The sequence below is a fragment of the Pseudomonas sp. 8Z genome, from assembly GCF_902506535.1.
GTDB lineage: Bacteria > Pseudomonadota > Gammaproteobacteria > Pseudomonadales > Pseudomonadaceae > Aquipseudomonas.
This window is the reverse complement of sequence record NZ_LR733827.1, coordinates 603,377-623,339: the sequence shown is the minus strand read 5'-3', so window position 1 is coordinate 623,339 and position 19,963 is coordinate 603,377. Positions and strand designations below refer to the sequence as shown.

Here is a 19,963-nt window from a genome sequence, read left to right as displayed (position 1 = left end):
CACCTACGTCCCCAGCGCTGCCGCCAACGCAGGCTCGCCATTGATCAGCGGCTGCAGGGCGAGGAACTCCAGCGCCGAGGCACGCCAGGACTGCGCCGCAGCGTAGCGCTCGCGATCGAGCTCTAGCGCTGCCAGAGAGGCAGCGCGCAGATCCTCGTCCATCACCCCACTCACCCCCGCCTGCAGTACATCCTGCGGCCCCGCGACCGGGAGGCAGCTACGGGCGCGCCACAGGCCAACGCCTCCAGCATCACCAGACCGTAGATATCGGTGCGCGAAGGGAAGACCAGCACCGAGGCATCCTGATAAACCTCAGCCAGTGCCTGAGCATGGCGGTAACCGAGAAAACGCACCTGCGGATACTGGAGCTGCAACGCCTCACGCTGCGGGCCATCACCCACCACCCACTTCTCGCCCGGCAAATCCAGATCGAGAAAGGCCGGTAATTTCTTTTCCGCGGCGATGCGCCCGACATACAAAAACACCGGCAGAGCAGGCCGCAGACGCTGGTTATCCGGGCGAAACAGCGCAGTATCGGCGCCCTTGCGCCATCGCTGCAGACCCGCGAAATCCCAACTGGCGAACTCCTCGCGCAGCCGCTTCGGTGGTCACCAGCACCACCTGACTGGGACGATGGAAGGCGCGCAGGAAGGCATAGCCCCAGCGTGGCGCGATCCAGGGCCAGCGGGTGCTGACGTATTCGGGAAAGCGCGTATGGATAGCCGTCGAGAAAGCCAGCCCACGCTTGACCAGCCAGCGCCGAGCCGCCCAGCCAAGCGGCCCTTCGGTGGCGATATGCACGCAGTCGGGGCGGTAATCACGAATCGCCGCGCCGACGCGCCACAGATCCCACACCAGCGGGATTTCCGGGTAGGTCGGGCACGGCAGGCTGCGAAAACCGGCAGGTGACAGCAGTTTCACCTGATGCCTCAGACCGCGCAGCTCACGCACCAGCGCCGCCAGGCTGGTGACCAGGCATCGCTGACAATCAAAACCCTCATGCGCCCGGCTCAAGCAGCGCGGCGGCGCGGTCCTGTTCAACCTCACGCGCCTGCGCCTCGGCCAGGCGATACAGCTCGATCTGCCCATCCCAGTGCTCGATCAGCGCCGTACAGGACTCCACCCAATCGCCGCAGTTCAGGTATTCCACGCCGCCGACCTGACGAATCTCGGCATGGTGGATGTGCCCGCAGACCACGCCATCGAGCCCACGCTTGACGCATTCATGAGCGATGGCTTCCTCGAAGTCGCTGATGAAATTCACCGCCGTCTTGACCTTGTGCTTGAGGTAGGCCGACAACGACCAGTAGCCGTAACCGTAACGGCGCCGCCAATGATTGAGCCAGCGGTTGAGGGTCAGGGTGAACTCGTAGGCCGAATCGCCGAGGAAGGCCAGCCAGCGGTGGTAGCGGGTAATCACATCGAACTGATCGCCATGAATCACCAACAGGCGGCGACCGTCGGCGGTCACGTGCACCGCCTCATCGACCAACTGGATATTGCCCAGCAGCAGGCTGGAATAGCGGCGCAGGAACTCATCATGGTTGCCGGTGACGTAGACCACCTCGGTGCCGCGCTTGCTCATGGTCAGCAGACGACGAATCACGTTGGTGTGCGCCTGCGGCCAGTAGATACCGCCGCGCAGCTTCCAGCCGTCGATGATATCGCCGACCAGATAGATGCGGTCGGCGTGATAGCGCTTGAGAAAGGCCGACAAGTGTTCGGCCTGGCAATCCCGCGTGCCGAGATGCACGTCGGAGATCCACAAGGTACGGACCCGTTGCTTACGGCTGGGCTTGGCGAGCTGGGCGCTGGTCATAGGCGGCCTCCGGCTGGTTTTAGACAAGCTTGAGGCTTAGCGGTGAACGCTATGTGACAAGTAAAAGACCATCGAATGACATGCACGATCGTAGAACAACGCCTACGATTCGCAACGGATCATTCATACGCTGCCAGGCAGAGCCTCAAGGGCGGTCGTTATGCCCCAGATCACGGTCCGGGTCGATGAGGTCGCGCACACGCTGCTTGAGCACCTTGGCCTCGGGAAAGCCGCCATCCGCCTTGCGCTCCCAGACCTGTACATCATTGCAGAAGATACGGAACACCCCGCCGGAGCCCGGCTCTAGGCTGACCCGGCCCAGGTCGTCGGCGAAAGTGCTGAGCAGCTCCTGAGCCAACCAGGCGGCACGCAGCAGCCACTGGCACTGGGTGCAATAGGTGATGACGATTTCCGGTTTGGGATCTGACATAAACAGGCTCTGATGGGCGAAGCGGGTGCCTATAATAGCGACCTTTGTGTCTGCCTCATCCGGTATTCGTCATGCCTCGCCTGCTCAACCTGCTGCTCGTTTTCCTTGCTCTGCTCAGTCTGCCAACTTATGCCGAGGAAAGAATCGGCCTGGTGCTCTCCGGTGGCGCCGCTCGCGGCCTGGCGCACATCGGCGTACTCAAGTCACTGGAGCGCCAGGGCATTCGCATCGACGCCATCGCCGGCACCAGCATGGGAGCCATCATCGGCGGGCTCTACGCAGCCGGTTACCGGGTCGAAGAACTGGAACAACTGGCGCTGCAGTTGGATTGGCAACAGGCACTTTCCGATTCGCCACCGCGCGAAGACATTCCCTTTCGCCGCAAGCAGGATGATCGCGACTTTCTGATCAAGCAGAAACTCAGCTTCCGTGATGACGGCAGCCTCGGTCTGCCACTGGGCGTAATTCAGGGGCAGAATCTGGCCATGCTGCTGGAAACCCTGCTGGTGCACCGCAGCGACACGCGCAACTTCGACCGCCTGCCGATCCCCTTCCATGCCGTAGCCACCGATATCGCCACCGGTGAAGAGGTGATCCTGCGTAGCGGCCACCTCCCTCAGGCGATGCGCGCCAGCATGTCGATTCCGGCGGTATTCGCGCCGGTGGCGCTCGATGGCCGCCTGCTGGTCGATGGCGGCATGGTCAACAACATTCCCATCGATGTAGCCCGGCAGATGGGCGTCGACCGGGTCATCGTGGTCGATCTCGGCACCCCGTTGCGCCCCGTGGACGAGTTAACCACGGTGGTCGATGTGATGAACCAGTCGATCACCCTGATGACGCGCAAGAACTCGGAAGAACAACTCAAGACCCTGACCCCGAATGATGTGCTTATCACCCCACCGCTGGCCGGTTATGGTGTAGCCGACTTCAACCGCGCCGAGCAGATGATCGACGCCGGTTACCGCGCCACCGAGGCGCTCAGCGCCGCCCTGGCACGCCTTGTCCAGCCAGGCGGCGGTAGCCCGGCGCTGGCCGTGGCGCGCTCACGCGAGCAGCGTAATCCGCTGATCCGCGAAATCCGCGTGGAGAACGACTCCAAGGTCGGCGATGCGGTGATCCTCAGCCACATCCGTCAACCGCTGAACAAACCGCTGGATCTCGGACGCCTGCAAAAGGACATGGGCACGCTCTATGGCCTGGACTATTTCGAGCGCGTGCAATACCGCATCACCCCACTGGACGAACACGGCAGCGCTCTGGTGATCGATGCGCGCGGTCGGCGCACCGGCACCGACTACCTGCGCATAGGCCTGAACCTGGCCGATGATATGCGCGGCGACAGCGCCTTCAACATCGGCGCCAGCTATCGCATCAACGGCATCAACGAACTCGGCGCCGAATGGCTGACCCGCCTGCAACTGGGCGACCGCCAGGAGCTGTACAGCGAGTTCTATCAGCCGCTGGACTCTGGCTCGCGCTACTTCGTCGCCCCTTACCTGTCGGGCGAGGCACGTAACATCGAGTCCATTCTCGATAACGACCCCATCGCCGAATATCGCCTGGAACGCTACGGCTACGGCATCAACCTAGGGCGGCAGATCGCCAACAACGGTGAAATTCGTTTCGGCATCGGCCAGGCCTGGGGCGAAGCGGACGTTCGCGTTGGTGAGCGCGACCTGCCGAGCTTCAGCTTTAACGAGGGCTACTACGAATTGAAGTACTCCTTCGACACCCTGGATAACGTCGACTTCCCGCGCCAGGGTGAAGAGATCAATCTGCAACTGCGCAAATACGACAAGGGGCTCGACTCGGATCAGGACTATCGCCGCTGGCAAGTGGAGTTGAACAAAGCCTTCAGCCATGAAAGCAACTCCTGGATTCTCGGCGGTCTCTATGGCCGTACTCTGGACGAAGCCGACGTGGTTACATCCGGCTTCACCCTCGGCGGTGCCCAACAATTGTCGGGCTTCCGTCAGGATGCACTGAGCGGACAGAACATAGCCCTGGCGCGAATGATCTACTACCGCCGCCTGACTCAGCACTCGCTGCTGCCGCTGGACTTCCCGCTGTATCTGGGCATGTCGCTGGAGCGCGGGCGCGCCTGGAACAATGACAACGCATTCGACAGCGGCTACATCAATGCCGCCAGCATCTTCCTCGGACTCGATACGCCGCTCGGCCCGCTGAACTTCAGCTACGGCCTCAACGACGAGCGGGAAAAGGCGTTGTACCTAAATCTGGGCAGGAGCTTCTGAAACGACAAGGCCGCGCAGAGTGCGCGGCCTTGTCGTTGAACCCAAGCGCTCTAGCTCAGGCAATCTCCGCGAGCAGCAGGCGCGCGGCCTGCTTCTCTTGCTCATCGCCCTCGTCGATGACTTCATTGAGGATGTCGCAAGCCTCGGCGATATTGCCCTGCTTGATATAGGCCAAAGCCTGATTCAGCTTGGTCATATGCTCGGGGTTGCCAGCCAGATGATCGAGGTCGATTGGCTGCTGAGGTTGCTCAAGCTCATCAGCGAAAGCATCGAGGAACTGCTCGTCGAGCACATACTCATCCACCTCGGCGACAGGTGGTGTGCTTTGATCCATGTCCATTTCGAAAACTTCCGGCAGCTCTTGCAGGTTGCTGGCGAAATGCTCGTCATGCGCAGCCTCTTCTTCCTTCTTTTTCAGACGGGCTGGCGTCTCGGCCTTGAATGGGCTGACCAGATCCCAGTCGGCATCGAGCGACAAATCGTCCAGATTTAGCTGGAAATCACTGTCGACCAACGGCTCGGCCGCTTCCGGCTCTACGAATGCTGGCTGCCGCACGGCAGTATCACGACGATCAGCAAAGTAACGAGCCTTGATCGGTTCGAGGCGAGCCGGCGGCACTCCCAACTCCAGCAACGCTTTCTCCTGCTCAAGAAACGCAGACTCGTCACCGAGTTCGCCATAAACCTCACTCAGGCGCAGGCGCAAATCGGCACGCTGCGGATAACGCTCGACGGAGCGGCGCAGAGCACTGGCTGCCTCGGCAAAACGGCCATAGGCGATGTAGACGTTAGCGCCTTCCAACGGATCGGGCTCAGCCGCGGGTTCGACGACCACTGGACGGCTGACCATAGCGGGCTCGGCAGCAGGCGGCGCGACCGGGATATCATCCTGCGGCTCAAGCGACTGCTCCTCGGCTCGACGGCGGTACGCAACCAACAAGCCGAACAGTGCTAGCCCAAGCAAAGGCAGCCCCGCCACCAGCCAAAAGCTCCAGCCAAAGGATGAACTTGGGGCCGTTTCGTTCGGCGCCGCACCCTCCTCACCTGCTGGTCGCTGCGCCATTTCCTGAGAAATCACCGCGAGTTGGCGATCTTTCTCTGCCATCTGCTGACGCAGTTCATCCAGTTGGCTCTGCATCTGACTAAGCGCCGACTGCAATTGAGCATTCTGGTCAGTCACGCTCTGCAATTGCGCGTTGACCTGCGCAACCTCTTCACTAAGCGGCGCAGGTGCAGGCGTCTCAGCTCCCAACGCATCGGGCAACACGGGTGTGTTTGCCACCTCGTTCGAGGCTGGTGTCGACACGCTAGAAGGCGCAGCCGCTGCCTCGACAGCCGGAGCAGCCGGAGCAGCCGGAGCAGCCGGAGCAGCCGGAGCAGCCGGAGCAGCCGGAGCAGCCGGAGCAGCCGGAGCAGCCTGCTCGCTGGAAACTGGCGACGCAACATCTGTCACAACAGGTGCAGCAGGTGCAGCAGGTGCAGCAGGTGCAGCAGGTGCAGCAGGTGCAGCAGGTGCAGCAGGTGCAGCAGGTGCAGCAGGTGCAGCAGGTGCAGCAGAATCCGGCAACAACAAGTTTTGATCAACCCGTAGACGGTGGCGATCCCCCCCCACGAAGGCCGTCGGGTTCAACGCAAAGATATCCGCCATCAAGGACTCGCGACTGGCAGGGCTGCCAGAGGCGATGAGATGCCCGGCAATGCGCCAGAGACTGTCGCCACGCTGCACACTGTAGCGCTGCCCTAAAGCGGCTGGCGGTCGGCGCGTGGGCACTGGCGGGCTCTTCGCTGGCATCGAGGCAACCGCTTGCTGCCGTGCACTGGCAGGCGCAACGATAGGCGCGGCACTGGTGCTGTAGGCAGTCGAGCCCGGCGGATCTAGGAGCACCGTGTATTCGCGATAAAGCTGGCCACCTGGACGCGCCACTTCGACGATGAAATTCAGGTAAGGCTCGCGTACGGGCTTGCTAGACGCCACGCGAATCACGCTACGCGACCCACGCAGGATAGGGGTGAAACGCAAGTCATTGAGAAAGTAGAAACGCTCCACGCCCGAGCGTGCAAAAACGTCAGCCGGAGCCAAACGAATATGCATATCCGATGTGGCCAAGTCGCCAACCTGCAACAGCTCGATTTCTGCATCAAGTGGCTGGCTCAGTGCCGAATGCAGGGTAATCTCCCCCAACCCCAGCGCGGGCGCCATACCGGAGTAAAGAGCCGAACCCGAGGCCACTGCCAAAACCAATTTACGCATCCGAGCCATGTGACCTCCACATTTTGCGCATTGCACGGCGCCTTCAGCATCGTGTCCGGGCATACCCTTGCCAAAAGATTAGCGCACGAAGCGATAGATCCACGCCTCAAGAGAAATGATGTCGGTTTAACGCCGAACCACTCCACACTTATGACGACTGCCTCACAAAGCAGCCAAGGACGCCAGTTTGCCGACGAAGGCCCAAAGCCAGCAAGCGCTTTCAGTCAAAAAACGGGCGCCATAGCGACGGACAGCAGCGTTTGCCACGCAAACGCCCACTTTTGCCCGTCACTTGGTCAAATTCGCGAGGACACGAGCATGCACAAGCTGGCTGCGGCGCAGGTCGTCTTCGTCGATACCGGCGAAAACCTCCTGGCGCAATTGCGTGGAAATGGCTTCGATCTTCTCGATCAGCGGTTGCGCCTTAGGTTGCAGGGCAATTTTCTTGGCACGCCGATCTTCTGGTACAGCAACACGCGTTACCAGTTCCTGGGCTTCCAGGCTGTCGAGCAGTCGGGCCAATGTCGGCCCCTCGACACCAACGCTTTGCGCCAACTCGCGCTGAGTCGGCATTTCAGAAAAGCGCGCCAGGTGCAGCAGCACCAACCAGCGCGCCTGGGAAAGCCCCAGACCGACCAGGCGACGGTCGAGTTCAGAGCGCCAGGCTCGCGACAATTGCGCGACCTGCATGGCAAAGCGGTGTTGATCGGGGTAAGACATGAACGGGCTCTTACAAAGGTCAAAAACTAATTATTAGCTAGCTAGCCATAACCCTTCGCTCAGAGCAACCCCGTAGATTGTCGCGCCCTATTTCCACTTAGCCGCCGACACGATTTCGCCCCCCTGCTTTGGCCTCGTACAACGCACGGTCAGCCTGAATGTATAGCTGGCTAAATTCGTCACCTTCACGTGGCTGCATGACAGCCACCCCCAAAGATAACGTCAGCACTGCGGTTGCAGTCGCCTCATGGGGCAAAGCCAGCGCCACCATGGCCTCACGTATTGACTCGGCAACCTGCCGGGCTTGCTCTAGCGGGGTATCAAACAGCAACACGGCGAACTCCTCACCGCCCAGGCGTACGGCACAATCGAGTGGACGCTGGGCGACCCGCTCCAGCAAACGGGCGATCTGCTGCAACGCCAAGTCACCGGCCTGATGGCCGTAACGGTCGTTGTAGAGTTTGAAGTGGTCGGCATCGCACAGCAGCAGTGCCAACGACTCATCATGACCTTGCGCCTGACGCCAGAGACGCTCGAGCTGACGATTGAAACTGCGCCGGTTATGCAGCCCCGTGAGACTGTCGCGATCAGCCAGCAGGCGCATGAGATTACTGACCAGAAAATGCTCGCGTGACTTGTACTCCAGCAGGTAGCAGCCCACAGCGCCAAGCAGGTTACCGAACAGCAGAAACATGACGTTGTTGACCAACCGCGACAACGGCAAACCGGCCCAGCACTCCAACGCGATATAAACCAACAGGATAATCAGCGAGCAAATGATTGCTTCACTGAGCCGCAGACCAATCAGGAAGTAAGCGGCAATGCTTATCAGCAGCAACCCCTCGTATGGGTAGCTGGGATCGTGCACATGTGCGACCGCGACAATTAACGCCGCACCTAAACCAATCGCGACGATGCAGGCCATGCTCAGCGTTTGCAGCAAACGCGGATAAAGCCGCTGGAGAATCAGTCGGCCGAACACCAGCACTAATGCCAGAACAACCAGACGAATAGCGAGGATCCAGCCGAGCTGAGGCGCGCCCATGAGCAGGACATCCAGCACGGCGAATGCCGACCAGATCAGGACGGCAACGATCAGCGCGATGCGCTTGATTTCGAAGCGGTCTTCAATCAGGTAGGCGCGATATTCACTCTCCAGCGCGCCGCAGAAGGACAAGCGCCGAAACCCCTGATCCAGTTGTTCGGCATAACGGTTGGGAAGCACATCCTTGAGCCACGCATGATAAGTCGACAACCTACCTCCTCGGCCCACCACCTACGCCTTACGCAGGGGCGACCTTCACGGCCTGCCAGTGCATATCAACCCTCGAACTCAGCCTGTAGCGCCGCGCGCACGCAGTACAGCACAGCCTCATCGACTCGGCCAGCGAACAACGGCGCGATCTCGCTCACGCTCGGCAACTCGCCTTCGCCATCGAGAAAGGCATCCTGAATGTCACCGAGTAACGCTTCGGGCAGATCCAGCGCCTGCTCCAGGCTTAGCTGCTGCTTGGCGATGGCCTCAGCCAACAAACTATAGACGTTGCGTTCACTGCAGCTCAGTTGACTGGCGATTTGCGCAGGCGTCATCCCGGCACGCGCCAGGCTGACCAGTTCATGGCGCAGATCGGCAACCGGTGCGGGCGAAACCGTTTCGGCGCCGCCATTGAGTACGTCGAGAAAGGCCTGACCGTAGCGTTCCAGCTTGCGCGCGCCAACGCCGCTCACCTGAGCCATGTCACCGAGCGACTCCGGCTGGCTACGCAGCATTTCCAGCAGCGTGGCATCGGGGAAGATCACATAAGGCGGCACGCTATGCTCCTCGGCCAGCTTGCGCCGCAAGCTGCGCAGCGCCTCCCACATCTCGCGCTCGTGGCCACGCACCAGTTGGCTGGCGGCGCTGCCGGAAGACGACGCCTTGGCGCTCTGTGCTGGCTTGGGATCATGACGCAGTTGCAGAGTCACCTCACCGCGCAGTAAGGGCCTACAGGCATCGGTCAGACGCAGACCGCCGAAGCCTTCCAGGTCGACATCAGCCAGACCACGCGCCACCAATTGGCGAAACAGCGTGCGCCATTCGTTCTCGTTGTGCGCCTTGCCGATGCCGAACACGGCGAGATGCTGATGACCGGCATTGCGGATCTTTTCGTTATCGCGCCCCAGAAGGATGTCCACCAGGTGGCCGACGCCGTAGCGCTGCCCGCTACGGTAGATGGTCGACAGCGCCTGGCGCGCGGCTTCGGTGGCGTCCCAGGTCTGCACGCCGTCGATGCAATTGTCGCAATGGCCGCAGGGCTGCGGCAGTTCCTCGTCGAAATAGGCCAGCAGCGCCTGGCGCCTGCAGTGCGGCTCCTCGCACAACGCCAGCATGGCGTCGAGCTTGTGCTGCTCGATACGCTTGTGCCGCTCGTCGCCCTCGGAGTTGGCCAGCATCTGTTTGAGGAAGATCACGTCCTGCAGGCCGTAGGCCATCCAGGCATCGGCTGGCAGACCGTCACGACCGGCACGGCCGGTTTCCTGGTAGTAGGCTTCCAGCGACTTGGGCAGGTCGAGGTGGCAGACGAAGCGCACGTTGGGCTTGTCGATGCCCATACCGAAGGCGATGGTGGCGACCATGATCAGCCCTTCCTCGTTGAGAAAGCGCTTCTGGTGATAGGCGCGCAGGTCGTTGGCCAGGCCTGCGTGATACGGCAGCGCCGGGTAGCCCTGGCTGCTGAGGAACTCGGCCACCTCCTCCACTTTTTTGCGCGACAAGCAATAAACGATGCCGGCATCGCCCTTGCGCGGCGCGAGGAAACTGAGCAGTTGCTTGCGCGGATTATCCTTGGGCTGGATGCGATAGAAGATGTTCGGCCGGTCGAAGCTGGACAAAAAGCGCTCAGCGTTCTGCAGATGCAAGCGCTGGACAATCTCCTCGCGAGTGCGCTTGTCCGCTGTCGCGGTCAGGGCGATGCGCGGCACCTCGGGGAACAGCTCGGCGAGTTGGCCGAGTTGCAAATACTCGGGGCGAAAATCATGCCCCCACTGCGACACGCAGTGCGCCTCGTCGATGGCGAACAAGGCAATGTCCAGCCCCTGCAGGAAGCTCAGCATGCGCGGCTGCACCAGGCGCTCGGGGGCCAGGTAAAGCATCTTGATCTCGCCACGACGGATGCGATCGGCAATCTCGCGCTGCTCGTCTGCACTCAGCGTCGAGTTCAGTGCCACGGCAGCCACGCCCAGCTCGTCAAGTGTCGCGACCTGATCGTCCATCAGCGCGATCAGCGGTGACACCACCACTGCCAGGCCATCACGCATCAGCGCCGGCACCTGGAAGCACAGCGACTTGCCACCACCAGTGGGCATCAGTACCAGGGCATCACCGCCTGCGGCCACGCGCTCGATGATCGCGGCCTGGTTGCCGCGAAAGGCGTCATAGCCGAAAACGTCTTTAAGAATGCGCTGCGCGTGGTCAAGCATGGAGGCCTCCGAATCGAGCCGCGCATTATGCCGCACTCTGGCGCCAGGCAGGGCATCGAGCGATTGCCACGGCGGAACGCTGCAAAGCCTGCTGAAGACTGACCAATGCACTTGCCCCCATCGCAGCGTAGGTAGTTTGCCCCCAGCCTGCTAGAATCTGGCCTCGCATTCAGCCTCAAGGTAACTCCACGATGTCCTTCGCCGAGCAATTGTCCCGCCTGCAAGCCTTCCTCGATGCCGACGAGCTGCATGAAGAAGCGCTGGACTACGTGGCCGCCCATGGCTACCTGACCGCGTTGACCATCTGCCCCGAACAGGTGCCCGAGCGCGAATGGATCGACGCGCTGTTCGCCGAACCGCCGCACTATCGCAGCGACGCCGAACGCGAAGAGATCGAAAGCACTCTGGTACACCTCAAGGCGCACATTGCCCGCCAATTAGCAGGCGAGGAAGAACCCGAGCTGCCCTGCGACCTAGACCTCGGAGAGGAGCCGGACGACTCCGACCTGCGTGGCTGGTGCATCGGCTTTATGGAAGGCGTGTTTCTGCGCGAAGCCGTGTGGTTCGAGGATGCCGAAGACGAAGTCAGCGAATTGTTGCTGCCGATCATGGTCGGCTCAGGCCTGTTCGACGAGCAGCAGGAGTTCGCCGAGATCGCCCGTGACCACGATCTGGTAGACAGCATGATCGATCAGATCCCTGAACTGCTCACCGCGCTGTTCCTGCTGTGCCAGGCCCCGGAAGAAAAGCCCGCCCTGCTCAAGCCGCGCCACTGAGCCATCCGCCCCGGCCATGCCGCGAGAAGTCCGTGAGAGTCGCCACCGCAGCGTGCGTTATACGTTGCTGGCGGTTGGCTGGCTAAGCATCGCACTCGGCGTTATCGGCATTTTCCTGCCGGTGCTGCCGACCACACCCTTCCTGCTGCTAGCTGCGGCCTGCTTCATGCGCAGCTCGCGGCGCTTTTATGTCTGGCTGGTGACGCATCCGCAGCTCGGCCCCTGGATTCGCGACTACCTCGACGGCCAGGGCATTCCACGCAAAGCCAAGGTCTATACGCTGGCACTGATGTGGTCGAGTATCGCCCTCTCCTGCTACCTGGTGCCGCACTTCTGGGCGCGTCTGTTCATGCTCACCAGCGCCATTCTGGTGAGCCTCTACATACTGCGCATGAAGACACTGCACACGCGCTGAGCGCCAAACCGTCGCCAGCGCCCGGCAGTCAACAGCCTGGGTAAATCGCTAGTCCTGATGGGGCTCATCATCGCCCAGCAACCCGCTCAACCCCTCGATTTCGGCCCGCGCAATGGCGCGCCGATCAAGCTTCAGCCGTGCCGCTTCGGGCAAATCGGTATAACGGATCACGCCCCGCTCGACCAGAACGCTGACCACATCCTCCAGTACCCGCACAAGCTCCAGGTCAGACTGTTTGAGACTATCAAGGCGCGCCTTGACCTCTTCGCGAGCCTCAAGCCAGGCATGTAGTTCCTTGCTTTCAACCGCAAGCATTTCGCTCATGCCCTCGAACGGCTCGTGCTCAACTCTCAGCAGGCGACCGGCAGCGTCGCGCTGTACATAAACCATGGGTGCCTCCGCAAACAGCCCTTAAAAAGCACACTGCCGGAGAGGCAGCGAGCTTTACTCTAGTGGAGAGCGCGCACTAAGAAAACTCTGATGCGTTTTTCAGGCATCTAGATTTGATTCAGGTCATGTTGTATGCCGCCACACGCCAGCGTATGTCGCAGAGACTGGCAACTTAGACCCTCTCGTGAAAACTGACTAGCAGCAATCGAACGCAGGAGAGGCTCGATACTTCGCTATCTCACACCCCCTGATCCAATTAGCCTCAAAGCTCGATGTCGAATGCCCGCAAACGCTCGATAAACTGTGCTTCATCCAGCACCGCGATACCCAACTCGCTGGCCTTGGCCAGCTTCGAGCCCGCCCCCGGCCCCGCCACAACACAGTGAGTTTTAGCCGACACCGAACCGGCCACTTTAGCGCCCAAGCTTTCCAGCTTGCCCTTGGCCACATCGCGATTGACCGTCAGCGAGCCTGTCAGCACCCAGGTCTGGCCGGCCAGGGGCAGGCCTTCAGCGACCTTCTTCTCGCTTTCCCAGTGCATGCCAAAATCGCGCAGTTGCTGCTCGATGGCGCGCGCACGAGCCTGATTGGCAGTATCGGCGAAGAACGCCCGCAGCGACTGCTTAGCCTTCTCATTGACTCCGGCCAAGCTGTTCAGCTTCAACCATTGTCCATCAGCATCCTTATCGGCCAGCCTGGAAACCTCGATCAGGGCATCCAGGCTCTTGAAACGTTCGACCAGCTTCTGCGCCGCGCCCGGGCCGACGCTGGGGATGTTCAGCTTTTCGAGCATGCCGCCCGGAGTAGCGACCTTACTGAACTCGGCGCTCAGTTCGCCCTTCTCCTGCAACTTCAGGCCGCAGTCGTCCAACAGCGCCTTGATCACCTCTTTGTTGTGGTCATCTTCGAAGAAGCTGTGAATCTCGTGCGCCACTTCCAGGCCGATATCCGGCAGGTAGGTCAGTACCTCGGGCAGCGCCTGCTTAATGCGTTCCAGCGACCCGAGCGAGCGTGCCAGCACCTTGGCGGTTTCCTCGCCGACATCGGGAATGCCCAGCGCATAGATAAAGCGCGCCAGGGTCGGTCGCTTGCTATCGGCGATGGCCGCCAACAGCTTGTTGCTGGACACCTCGGCGAAGCCTTCCAGGCCGATGATCTGCTCGAAGGTCAGTTTGTACAGGTCAGCCGGCGAGCCGATCAGCTTCTCGTCCACCAGTTGCTCGATGGTCTTGTCGCCAAGGCCTTCGATGTCCATGGCGCGACGCGAGACGAAATGGATGATCGCCTGTTTGAGCTGCGCCTGGCAGCTTAAACGACCGACGCAGCGATACACCGAACCTTCGCTGACCGACTCCTTGCCCTTGCTGCGCTTGATCAGTTGCGTGCGCTCCACCGCCGAGCCGCACACCGGGCAGTGCTCAGGAATTTTCACATCTTGCGCACCGTCTGGACGACGCTCTGGCACCACCCCCATGATCTGCGGGATCACATCGCCAGCGCGGCGAATGATTACCGTATCGCCGATTTTCACACCAAGACGATCCACCTCATCCATGTTGTGCAGGGTGGCATTGGCCACCATCACACCCGCCACCTTGACCGGTTTAAGCCGCGCCACGGGCGTCACCGCGCCAGTACGACCGACCTGGAACTCCACACCGAGCAGTTCGGTCAGCTCTTCCTGCGCCGGAAATTTGTGGGCAATGGCCCAATGTGGCGTGCGTGCACGGAAGCCCAGTTGTTGCTGGTCTTCGATGTTATTGACCTTGAACACCACGCCGTCGATGTCGTAAGCCAGGCTCATGCGCCGCTCACCGATATCACGGTAATACGCCAGACAGTCTGCAACGCCCTTGGCCAGCTTCAGTTCGCGGCTAATCGGAATGCCCCAGGCCTTGAGCTGTTGCAACATGGCCACCTGAGTGCCGGGCAGTTCGCCGCTGACCTGACCGACGCCATAGCAGCAAAATTCCAGCGGACGGCTGGCGGTGATCTTCGGATCGAGCTGACGCAAGCTGCCCGCAGCGGCGTTACGCGGGTTGGCGAAAGTCTTGCCACCGGCCTCGGCCTGACGCGCGTTGAGCGCCTCGAAGCCGACCTTGGGCATGAATACCTCACCACGCACCTCCAGAACCTGTGGCCACCCCTCACCTTGCAGCTTGAGCGGCACGTTGCGGATGGTACGCACGTTGCTGGTGATGTCCTCGCCGGTGGCGCCATCACCACGGGTGGCGCCGCGTACCAGTTGACCATTCTCGTAGCGCAGGCTGACAGCCAGGCCATCGAGCTTGGGCTCGCAACTGTATTCGACTTCAGCGCCGCCGCCGAACAGATCGCCACCCGACAACCCCAAGCCACTCTGCACACTGCGGTCGAAGGCCTGCAGGTCTTGCTCTTCGAAGGCGTTGCCGAGGCTGAGCATCGGCACCTCATGGCGCACCTCGCCAAAAGCGCTGAGAGCTTCGCCACCGACACGCTGAGTCGGCGAATCCGGCGTCACCAGTTCGGGATGCTCGGCTTCCAGCGCCTGCAACTCACGGAACAGGCGGTCGTACTCGGCATCGGGAACGCTCGGTTCGTCCAGCACGTAGTAACGGTAGTTGTGCGCGTCCAGTTCCTGGCGCAGCGCGGAGATACGTTGGGCAACGTCGGTCATCACATAAGCCTCAAGCGACAAGCTTCAAGCGGCAAGAACGCGAGGGCATACCGCGCTGATCGACGAGGCTCTGCAAAGAGCTGACACAGGGAGACTTCCCCCATTGCCACACCGTTACGCCTGTAGGAGCGGATTTATCCGCGAAGCCCGCGACGAGATCGCGAATGAATCGCTCCTACAGAAACCCGATCCAACCTGGATATGCCCAAACAAAAAGCCCCAAGCCAAGCGCATGGCTTGTAGCTTGAGGCTTGTAGCTTGCCGCTGCTCTTTAGCGTTTCTGGGTCAACTGCCGGCGCTCGAATTCGACGATGCGCTGGCGATAATGTTCGATGGTTTGTGCAGTCATCACGCTACGCTGGTCATCCTTTAGCTCGCCGCCCAGCTCGTGGGACAGCTTGCGGGCTGCTGCGACCATCACGTCGAAGGCCTGCTTGGGATGACGCGGGCCAGGCAGACTGAGGAAGAAGCTCACGGCGCGAGTGCTGAAGCCTTCGATATCGTCGAGATCGAAAGTGCCAGGCTTGAGCGCGTTGGCCATGGAGAACAACACTTCACCGTTACCGGCCATGCTTTCGTGACGATGGAAGATGTCCATTTCACCAAAGCGCAGGCCGCTTTCGAGGATGTTCTGCAGCAGGGCCGGACCTTTGAAACCCATGTCGTCGCGCGCGACCACATTGATCACCAGGACTTCTTCGACCGGTGCTTCGGCAGTCGACTTGGCAGCTTTCTTCGTCTCAGCGGGTTCGTCATCGACCGGATTGAGCAGTGTCGGCACGGGCTCGTCGACAGCCAGATTCAAGTCACCCTGCTGCGGCTCGTTGCGCTGGCGACGCGGTAAATCCTTGGCACTCATCGACGGCAAGTCGTCTTCGTCCAACTGCATATCGTGGTCACGCTGCACCACACGCGGCGGACTCAATAAATCGGGGTCGCTGTCGTCATCGGGCATGTTGGCGAAACTGCGATCAAGCCTGAACTTGAGTTTGCCCTTACCGCCGCGCATGCGGCGCCATCCATCGAAAAGAATCCCAGCGATAACGATGATGCCAATAACGATCAGCCATTCGCGCAGACCGAATTCCATGAAGTACCGACCCTTAACAATTTTGGTGAAAAAAAGATCCAATCAAACGGATCGCAACTCGACTATAAAACGCGGCGTCAACAGTATGTCTGAGCGACGTTTTCCGCGTGTAACAAAAGAGGGCAATAAGCTAGCACGACGAAAGGCAACTTTACACCGCCACACGCACAAGGTTGAGCTGGCGTTCACCTTACCGCAACGCTGATGGCACTATGCCTCCACCATTGCCAGCGCCTCCTCGACATCCACTGCCACCAAGCGTGAGCAACCCGGCTCATGCATGGTGACGCCCATCAATTGATCAGCCATTTCCATGGCGATCTTATTGTGGGTGATATAAATAAACTGCACCGTTGCAGACATCTCCTTGACCAATCGCGCATAGCGACCCACGTTGGCATCGTCCAGCGGCGCATCCACTTCATCCAACATACAGAACGGCGCCGGATTGAGCTGGAAGATGGAAAACACCAACGCCAAAGCAGTCAACGCTTTCTCTCCACCGGAGAGCAAATGGATGGTGCTGTTCTTCTTGCCCGGCGGTCGCGCCATGATGGTTACACCGGTATCGAGTAAATCTTCGCCGGTGAGTTCCAAATAAGCGCTGCCACCGCCAAAAACTTTTGGAAACAGTGCCTGCAAACCGCCATTGATCTGATCGAAAGTGTCCTTGAAACGGTTGCGCGTTTCCTTGTCGATCTTGCGGATGACGTTCTCCAGAGTTTCCAGGGCCTCAACCAGATCGGCGTCCTGCGCATCCAAATAACGCTTGCGCTCGGACTGTTGCTGGTACTCATCGATGGCCGCCAGGTTGATCGGCCCGAGGCGAGCGATACGCGCGGCCATGCGCTCCAGCTCTTCCTCCCAGGCGCTTTCCGTGGCTTCGGACGGCAGCGTGGCGATCACCCCGTGCAGGTCGTAGTTGTCCTCGGCGAGCTGATCGGCCAACGCCTTGCGCCGCACATTGAGCGATTGCCAATCCAAACGCTGCTGCTCCAGTTGGCTGCGCAGCAGTTGCGCCTGCTGCTCGGCCTGGGTGCGACGCTTCTCGGCATCACGCAGTTCGCGGTCGGCATCTTCCAGTGCCAAACGGGCCTGGCGTAGCTCGTCATCCACCGCCATGCGCCGTTCGAGCAACTCTTCGAGCTTCATACGCAGCTCTTCCAAGGGCGCCTCGCCCTCTTCCAGATTCAGCGACAGTTGCTCACGCCGCTCGTGCAGGCGCTCGGCTTGCGACTGCAAGCGCTCCAGCGCCTGCCTGGTGGAATCGTGCTGAGCCTTGAGCGAACCGACGCGCACCGCCAATTGATGAGCATGATCCTTGTGCTGGCGTGCTTCCTGGCGCACGCGATCGAGGCGTTCGCGCAGGCTGTCGCGGTTGGCCAGCAGGCTTTCACGCTGCGCGGTATCCAGCGCCATGGTGTCCAGCGCATCTTGCAGTTGCAGACGAGCTTCGCCCAGTTGCTCCTGCTCGATCTCGCGCTGCTCGGCGGCCTCCTGCAACTCGTCCTGCAGACGACGACGGCGCAGCCCCAATTGCTCGGCCTTAGCCTGGCTGGCAGACAGACGCGCCTTCAGCTCGGCCAATTGCCGCGCCAGCTCTTGGCCCTGGCGGCGCTGTTGCTCACGCTGCTCTTCCTGACGGTGCTGCTCATCTCGCAGCCCCAGCAGGCGTTCATCCAGTTGCGCCAGCGCCGCTTCGCGCTCCTCGCGTTCAAGCTGCAGGCGCTCCAACTCCTGGGCACGCGCCAGTACGCCGCTGTCCGCTTCGGCAGCGCGGCGCACACGCAGAAAGTGCCGACCAACCCAGTAGCCATCGCGGCTGATCAGGCTCTCGCCGTCTGCCAACTGCGCACGGGCGGACAGCGCCTGCTCCAGCGATTCGACCGGGCGCACGCTGGCCAGCCAAGGCGCCAGATCATGGCTCGACTCCACCTTGTCCAGCAGGCTGCCGGCACGGCGTGCGCCCCCTGCAGACGGGCTGAGCAAACGCAGCTCACCCTGTTCCAGCGCGCTGAAATCCAGCCCGGTGAAGTCATCCAACAGCACCGCGTGCAAATCGGCACCGAGCACGGTTTCCACCGCCAGCTCCCAGCCGGGCTCGACACGCAGCCCTTCGGCCAGACGCGGGCGCTGCTGCAAGCCCTGATCGCGCAGCCACTCGCCAGCGCCCTGCCCCGGATCCAGCGCCGCCTGTTGCAGCGCCTCCAGCGAAGCCAGACGGCCATTGAGACGCTGCAGTTCACCCTGCGCCTGCTGCTGGGCCTGCCCGGTCTGCTGTAGTTCTTCGCGTAGGTGCTGCAGGCGTTCAGCCTGTTGTTCTTCAGCCAACTGCAGCGCCTCTTGCTCCAGTTCACCTGCAGCCAGTTGTTCGTTCAATTCGACAATGGCCGCGTCTTCGGGATCAGCCGTCAGTTGCTGCAGCTCTTCATTCAGGCGGCGCTGACGTTCGGCCAGGCGCTCCAGGCTCTGCTCAAGCTGAGCGATGCGCGACTGCTGCACCTCGGCCTGGCGCCGTGGCTCGGCGCTGCGCTGATTGAAACTGTCCCACTGCTCCTGCCAGCCGTGCATGGCAGCTTCAGCCTCTTCCAGACTGGCAGCGGACTCTTCGGCCGCGGCGGCGGTGAGTTCCTGCTCGGGCAGGAGCATTTCCAGCTCTTCGCCCAGGGTGGCCAGCAGGGTCTGGTCGTGGCCAAGGTGCGATTCGGTTTCCTGGCGCGCCTTCTCTGCCTCACGCAGGTCGTCCTGCAACTGGCGCAGACGCTGCTGACCGTGCTGGATGTTTTGCTCGACACGGGCAATATCACCGCCCACCGAATAGAAGCGCCCCTGCACCAGATTGAAACGCTCGGAGAGCTCATGGTGACCATCGCGCAGGCGCTCGATGCTAGCGTCGGCGTTGCGCTGCTCAGCGACCAGCGCCTCAAAGGCCACTTCCTGATCACCGATCACCTGTTCGCGGCTGCCAACCTGCTGGTTCAGCGCCTGCCAACGCAGGGCCAGCAGTTGCGCCTTGAGCTGACGTTCCTCGGCCTTGTATTCCTGGTACTTCTCAGCGGCCTGGGCCTGGCGGTGCAGACGTTCGAGCTGGCGTTCCAACTCATCGCGCAGGTCAGTCAGGCGCGCCAGGTTCTCCTGGGTGCGACGGATACGGTTCTCGGTTTCGCGGCGGCGCTCCTTGTACTTGGAGATGCCGGCCGCCTCCTCGATGAAATTGCGCAGTTCCTCGGGCTTGGCCTCGATCAGCTTGCTGATCATGCCCTGCTCGATGATCGAGTAGCTGCGCGGGCCCAGACCTGTGCCGAGGAAGATGTCGGTGATATCGCGGCGACGACACTTGGTGCCATTGAGGAAATAGGTGTTCTGCCCGTCGCGGGTCACCCGGCGGCGGATGGAAATTTCAGCGAAGGCCGCGTACTCACCCACCAGCGAGTTGTCGCTGTTGTCGAAGATCAGCTCGATGGAGGCCTGAGTCACCGGTTTGCGCGTATTGGAGCCGTTGAAGATCACATCGGTCATCGACTCGCCACGGAGGTTCTTCGCCGAACTCTCGCCCATCACCCAGCGCACGGCGTCGATGATGTTGGACTTGCCGCAGCCGTTGGGCCCGACCACCGCCGCCATATTGCTGGGAAAGCTCACCGTCGTCGGATCGACGAAGGACTTGAAGCCCGCCAGCTTGATGTTCTTCAGGCGCAT

13 protein-coding genes and 1 pseudogene are annotated in these 19,963 nt (G+C 61.2%); 3 read left to right on the top strand and 11 right to left on the bottom strand.

Features of this window, described 5'->3' with window-relative positions; genetic code table 11:
- Positions 1 to 3 precede the first annotated feature (3 nt).
- The 3 genes and pseudogenes from AERO9A_RS15495 to AERO9A_RS15485 all read right to left on the bottom strand — a co-directional run bounded on the left by AERO9A_RS15495 (position 4) and on the right by AERO9A_RS15485 (position 2,249).
- Positions 4 to 1,001 (bottom strand): annotated as a pseudogene (locus AERO9A_RS15495) (glycosyltransferase family 4 protein).
- Complete coding sequence (locus AERO9A_RS15490) at positions 998 to 1,819, bottom strand: UDP-2,3-diacylglucosamine diphosphatase (protein WP_159972838.1); 822 nt, start codon at positions 1,817 to 1,819, stop codon at positions 998 to 1,000. The pseudogene AERO9A_RS15495 and the gene AERO9A_RS15490 overlap by 4 nt, the downstream one beginning before the upstream one ends.
- A 145-nt stretch (positions 1,820 to 1,964) precedes the next feature.
- On the bottom strand, positions 1,965 to 2,249 hold the full coding sequence (locus tag AERO9A_RS15485) for a SelT/SelW/SelH family protein (protein ID WP_159972837.1): 285 nt from the start codon (positions 2,247 to 2,249) through the stop codon (positions 1,965 to 1,967).
- 71 nt (positions 2,250 to 2,320) lie between these two features.
- Here AERO9A_RS15485 and AERO9A_RS15480 point away from each other — a divergent pair, with 71 nt between their 5' ends.
- Positions 2,321 to 4,507: a patatin-like phospholipase family protein gene (locus AERO9A_RS15480; protein WP_159972836.1), complete on the top strand. Its 2,187-nt coding sequence runs from the start codon at positions 2,321 to 2,323 to the stop codon at positions 4,505 to 4,507.
- Between the two features lie 55 nt (positions 4,508 to 4,562).
- Here the strand turns inward: AERO9A_RS15480 and AERO9A_RS15475 are convergent, their stop codons facing one another.
- From AERO9A_RS15475 to recQ, 4 genes are all read right to left on the bottom strand, one after another.
- On the bottom strand, positions 4,563 to 6,767 hold the full coding sequence (locus tag AERO9A_RS15475; protein ID WP_218580145.1) for a FimV/HubP family polar landmark protein: 2,205 nt from the start codon (positions 6,765 to 6,767) through the stop codon (positions 4,563 to 4,565).
- Positions 6,768 to 7,046: 279 nt separating this feature from the next.
- Positions 7,047 to 7,478, bottom strand: a complete 432-nt coding sequence (locus tag AERO9A_RS15470; protein WP_159972834.1) for a MarR family transcriptional regulator — start codon at positions 7,476 to 7,478, stop codon at positions 7,047 to 7,049.
- A gap of 97 nt (positions 7,479 to 7,575) precedes the next feature.
- Positions 7,576 to 8,733 (bottom strand): diguanylate cyclase, encoded by a 1,158-nt coding sequence (locus AERO9A_RS15465; protein ID WP_159972833.1) that lies wholly within the window; start codon positions 8,731 to 8,733, stop codon positions 7,576 to 7,578.
- Between the two features lie 65 nt (positions 8,734 to 8,798).
- Positions 8,799 to 10,937, bottom strand: coding sequence for a DNA helicase RecQ (recQ, locus tag AERO9A_RS15460; protein ID WP_159972832.1), 2,139 nt, complete (start codon positions 10,935 to 10,937; stop codon positions 8,799 to 8,801).
- 191 nt (positions 10,938 to 11,128) lie between these two features.
- Between recQ and AERO9A_RS15455 the strand changes: the two genes are divergently transcribed.
- Both AERO9A_RS15455 and AERO9A_RS15450 read left to right on the top strand, forming a co-directional pair.
- A complete protein-coding gene (locus tag AERO9A_RS15455) occupies positions 11,129 to 11,713 on the top strand; it encodes a YecA family protein (RefSeq protein WP_159972831.1) in 585 nt (194 codons plus the stop codon).
- 16 nt (positions 11,714 to 11,729) lie between these two features.
- On the top strand, positions 11,730 to 12,128 hold the full coding sequence (locus tag AERO9A_RS15450) for a YbaN family protein (protein WP_159972830.1): 399 nt from the start codon (positions 11,730 to 11,732) through the stop codon (positions 12,126 to 12,128).
- Positions 12,129 to 12,176: 48 nt separating this feature from the next.
- On the opposite strand, the gene AERO9A_RS15445 is transcribed toward AERO9A_RS15450, so the two are convergent.
- The 4 genes from AERO9A_RS15445 to smc all read right to left on the bottom strand — a co-directional run bounded on the left by AERO9A_RS15445 (position 12,177) and on the right by smc (position 19,963).
- A complete protein-coding gene (locus tag AERO9A_RS15445) occupies positions 12,177 to 12,518 on the bottom strand; it encodes a tryptophan synthase subunit beta (protein WP_159972829.1) in 342 nt (113 codons plus the stop codon).
- A gap of 262 nt (positions 12,519 to 12,780) precedes the next feature.
- Positions 12,781 to 15,174 carry an NAD-dependent DNA ligase LigA gene (gene ligA, locus AERO9A_RS15440; RefSeq protein ID WP_159972828.1) on the bottom strand — a complete coding sequence of 798 codons (2,394 nt, stop codon included), beginning with the start codon at positions 15,172 to 15,174 and terminating at the stop codon, positions 12,781 to 12,783.
- A gap of 271 nt (positions 15,175 to 15,445) precedes the next feature.
- Positions 15,446 to 16,264 carry a cell division protein ZipA gene (gene zipA, locus AERO9A_RS15435; protein WP_159972827.1) on the bottom strand — a complete coding sequence of 273 codons (819 nt, stop codon included), beginning with the start codon at positions 16,262 to 16,264 and terminating at the stop codon, positions 15,446 to 15,448.
- Between the two features lie 210 nt (positions 16,265 to 16,474).
- Positions 16,475 to 19,963: a chromosome segregation protein SMC gene (smc, locus tag AERO9A_RS15430; protein WP_159972826.1), complete on the bottom strand. Its 3,489-nt coding sequence runs from the start codon at positions 19,961 to 19,963 to the stop codon at positions 16,475 to 16,477.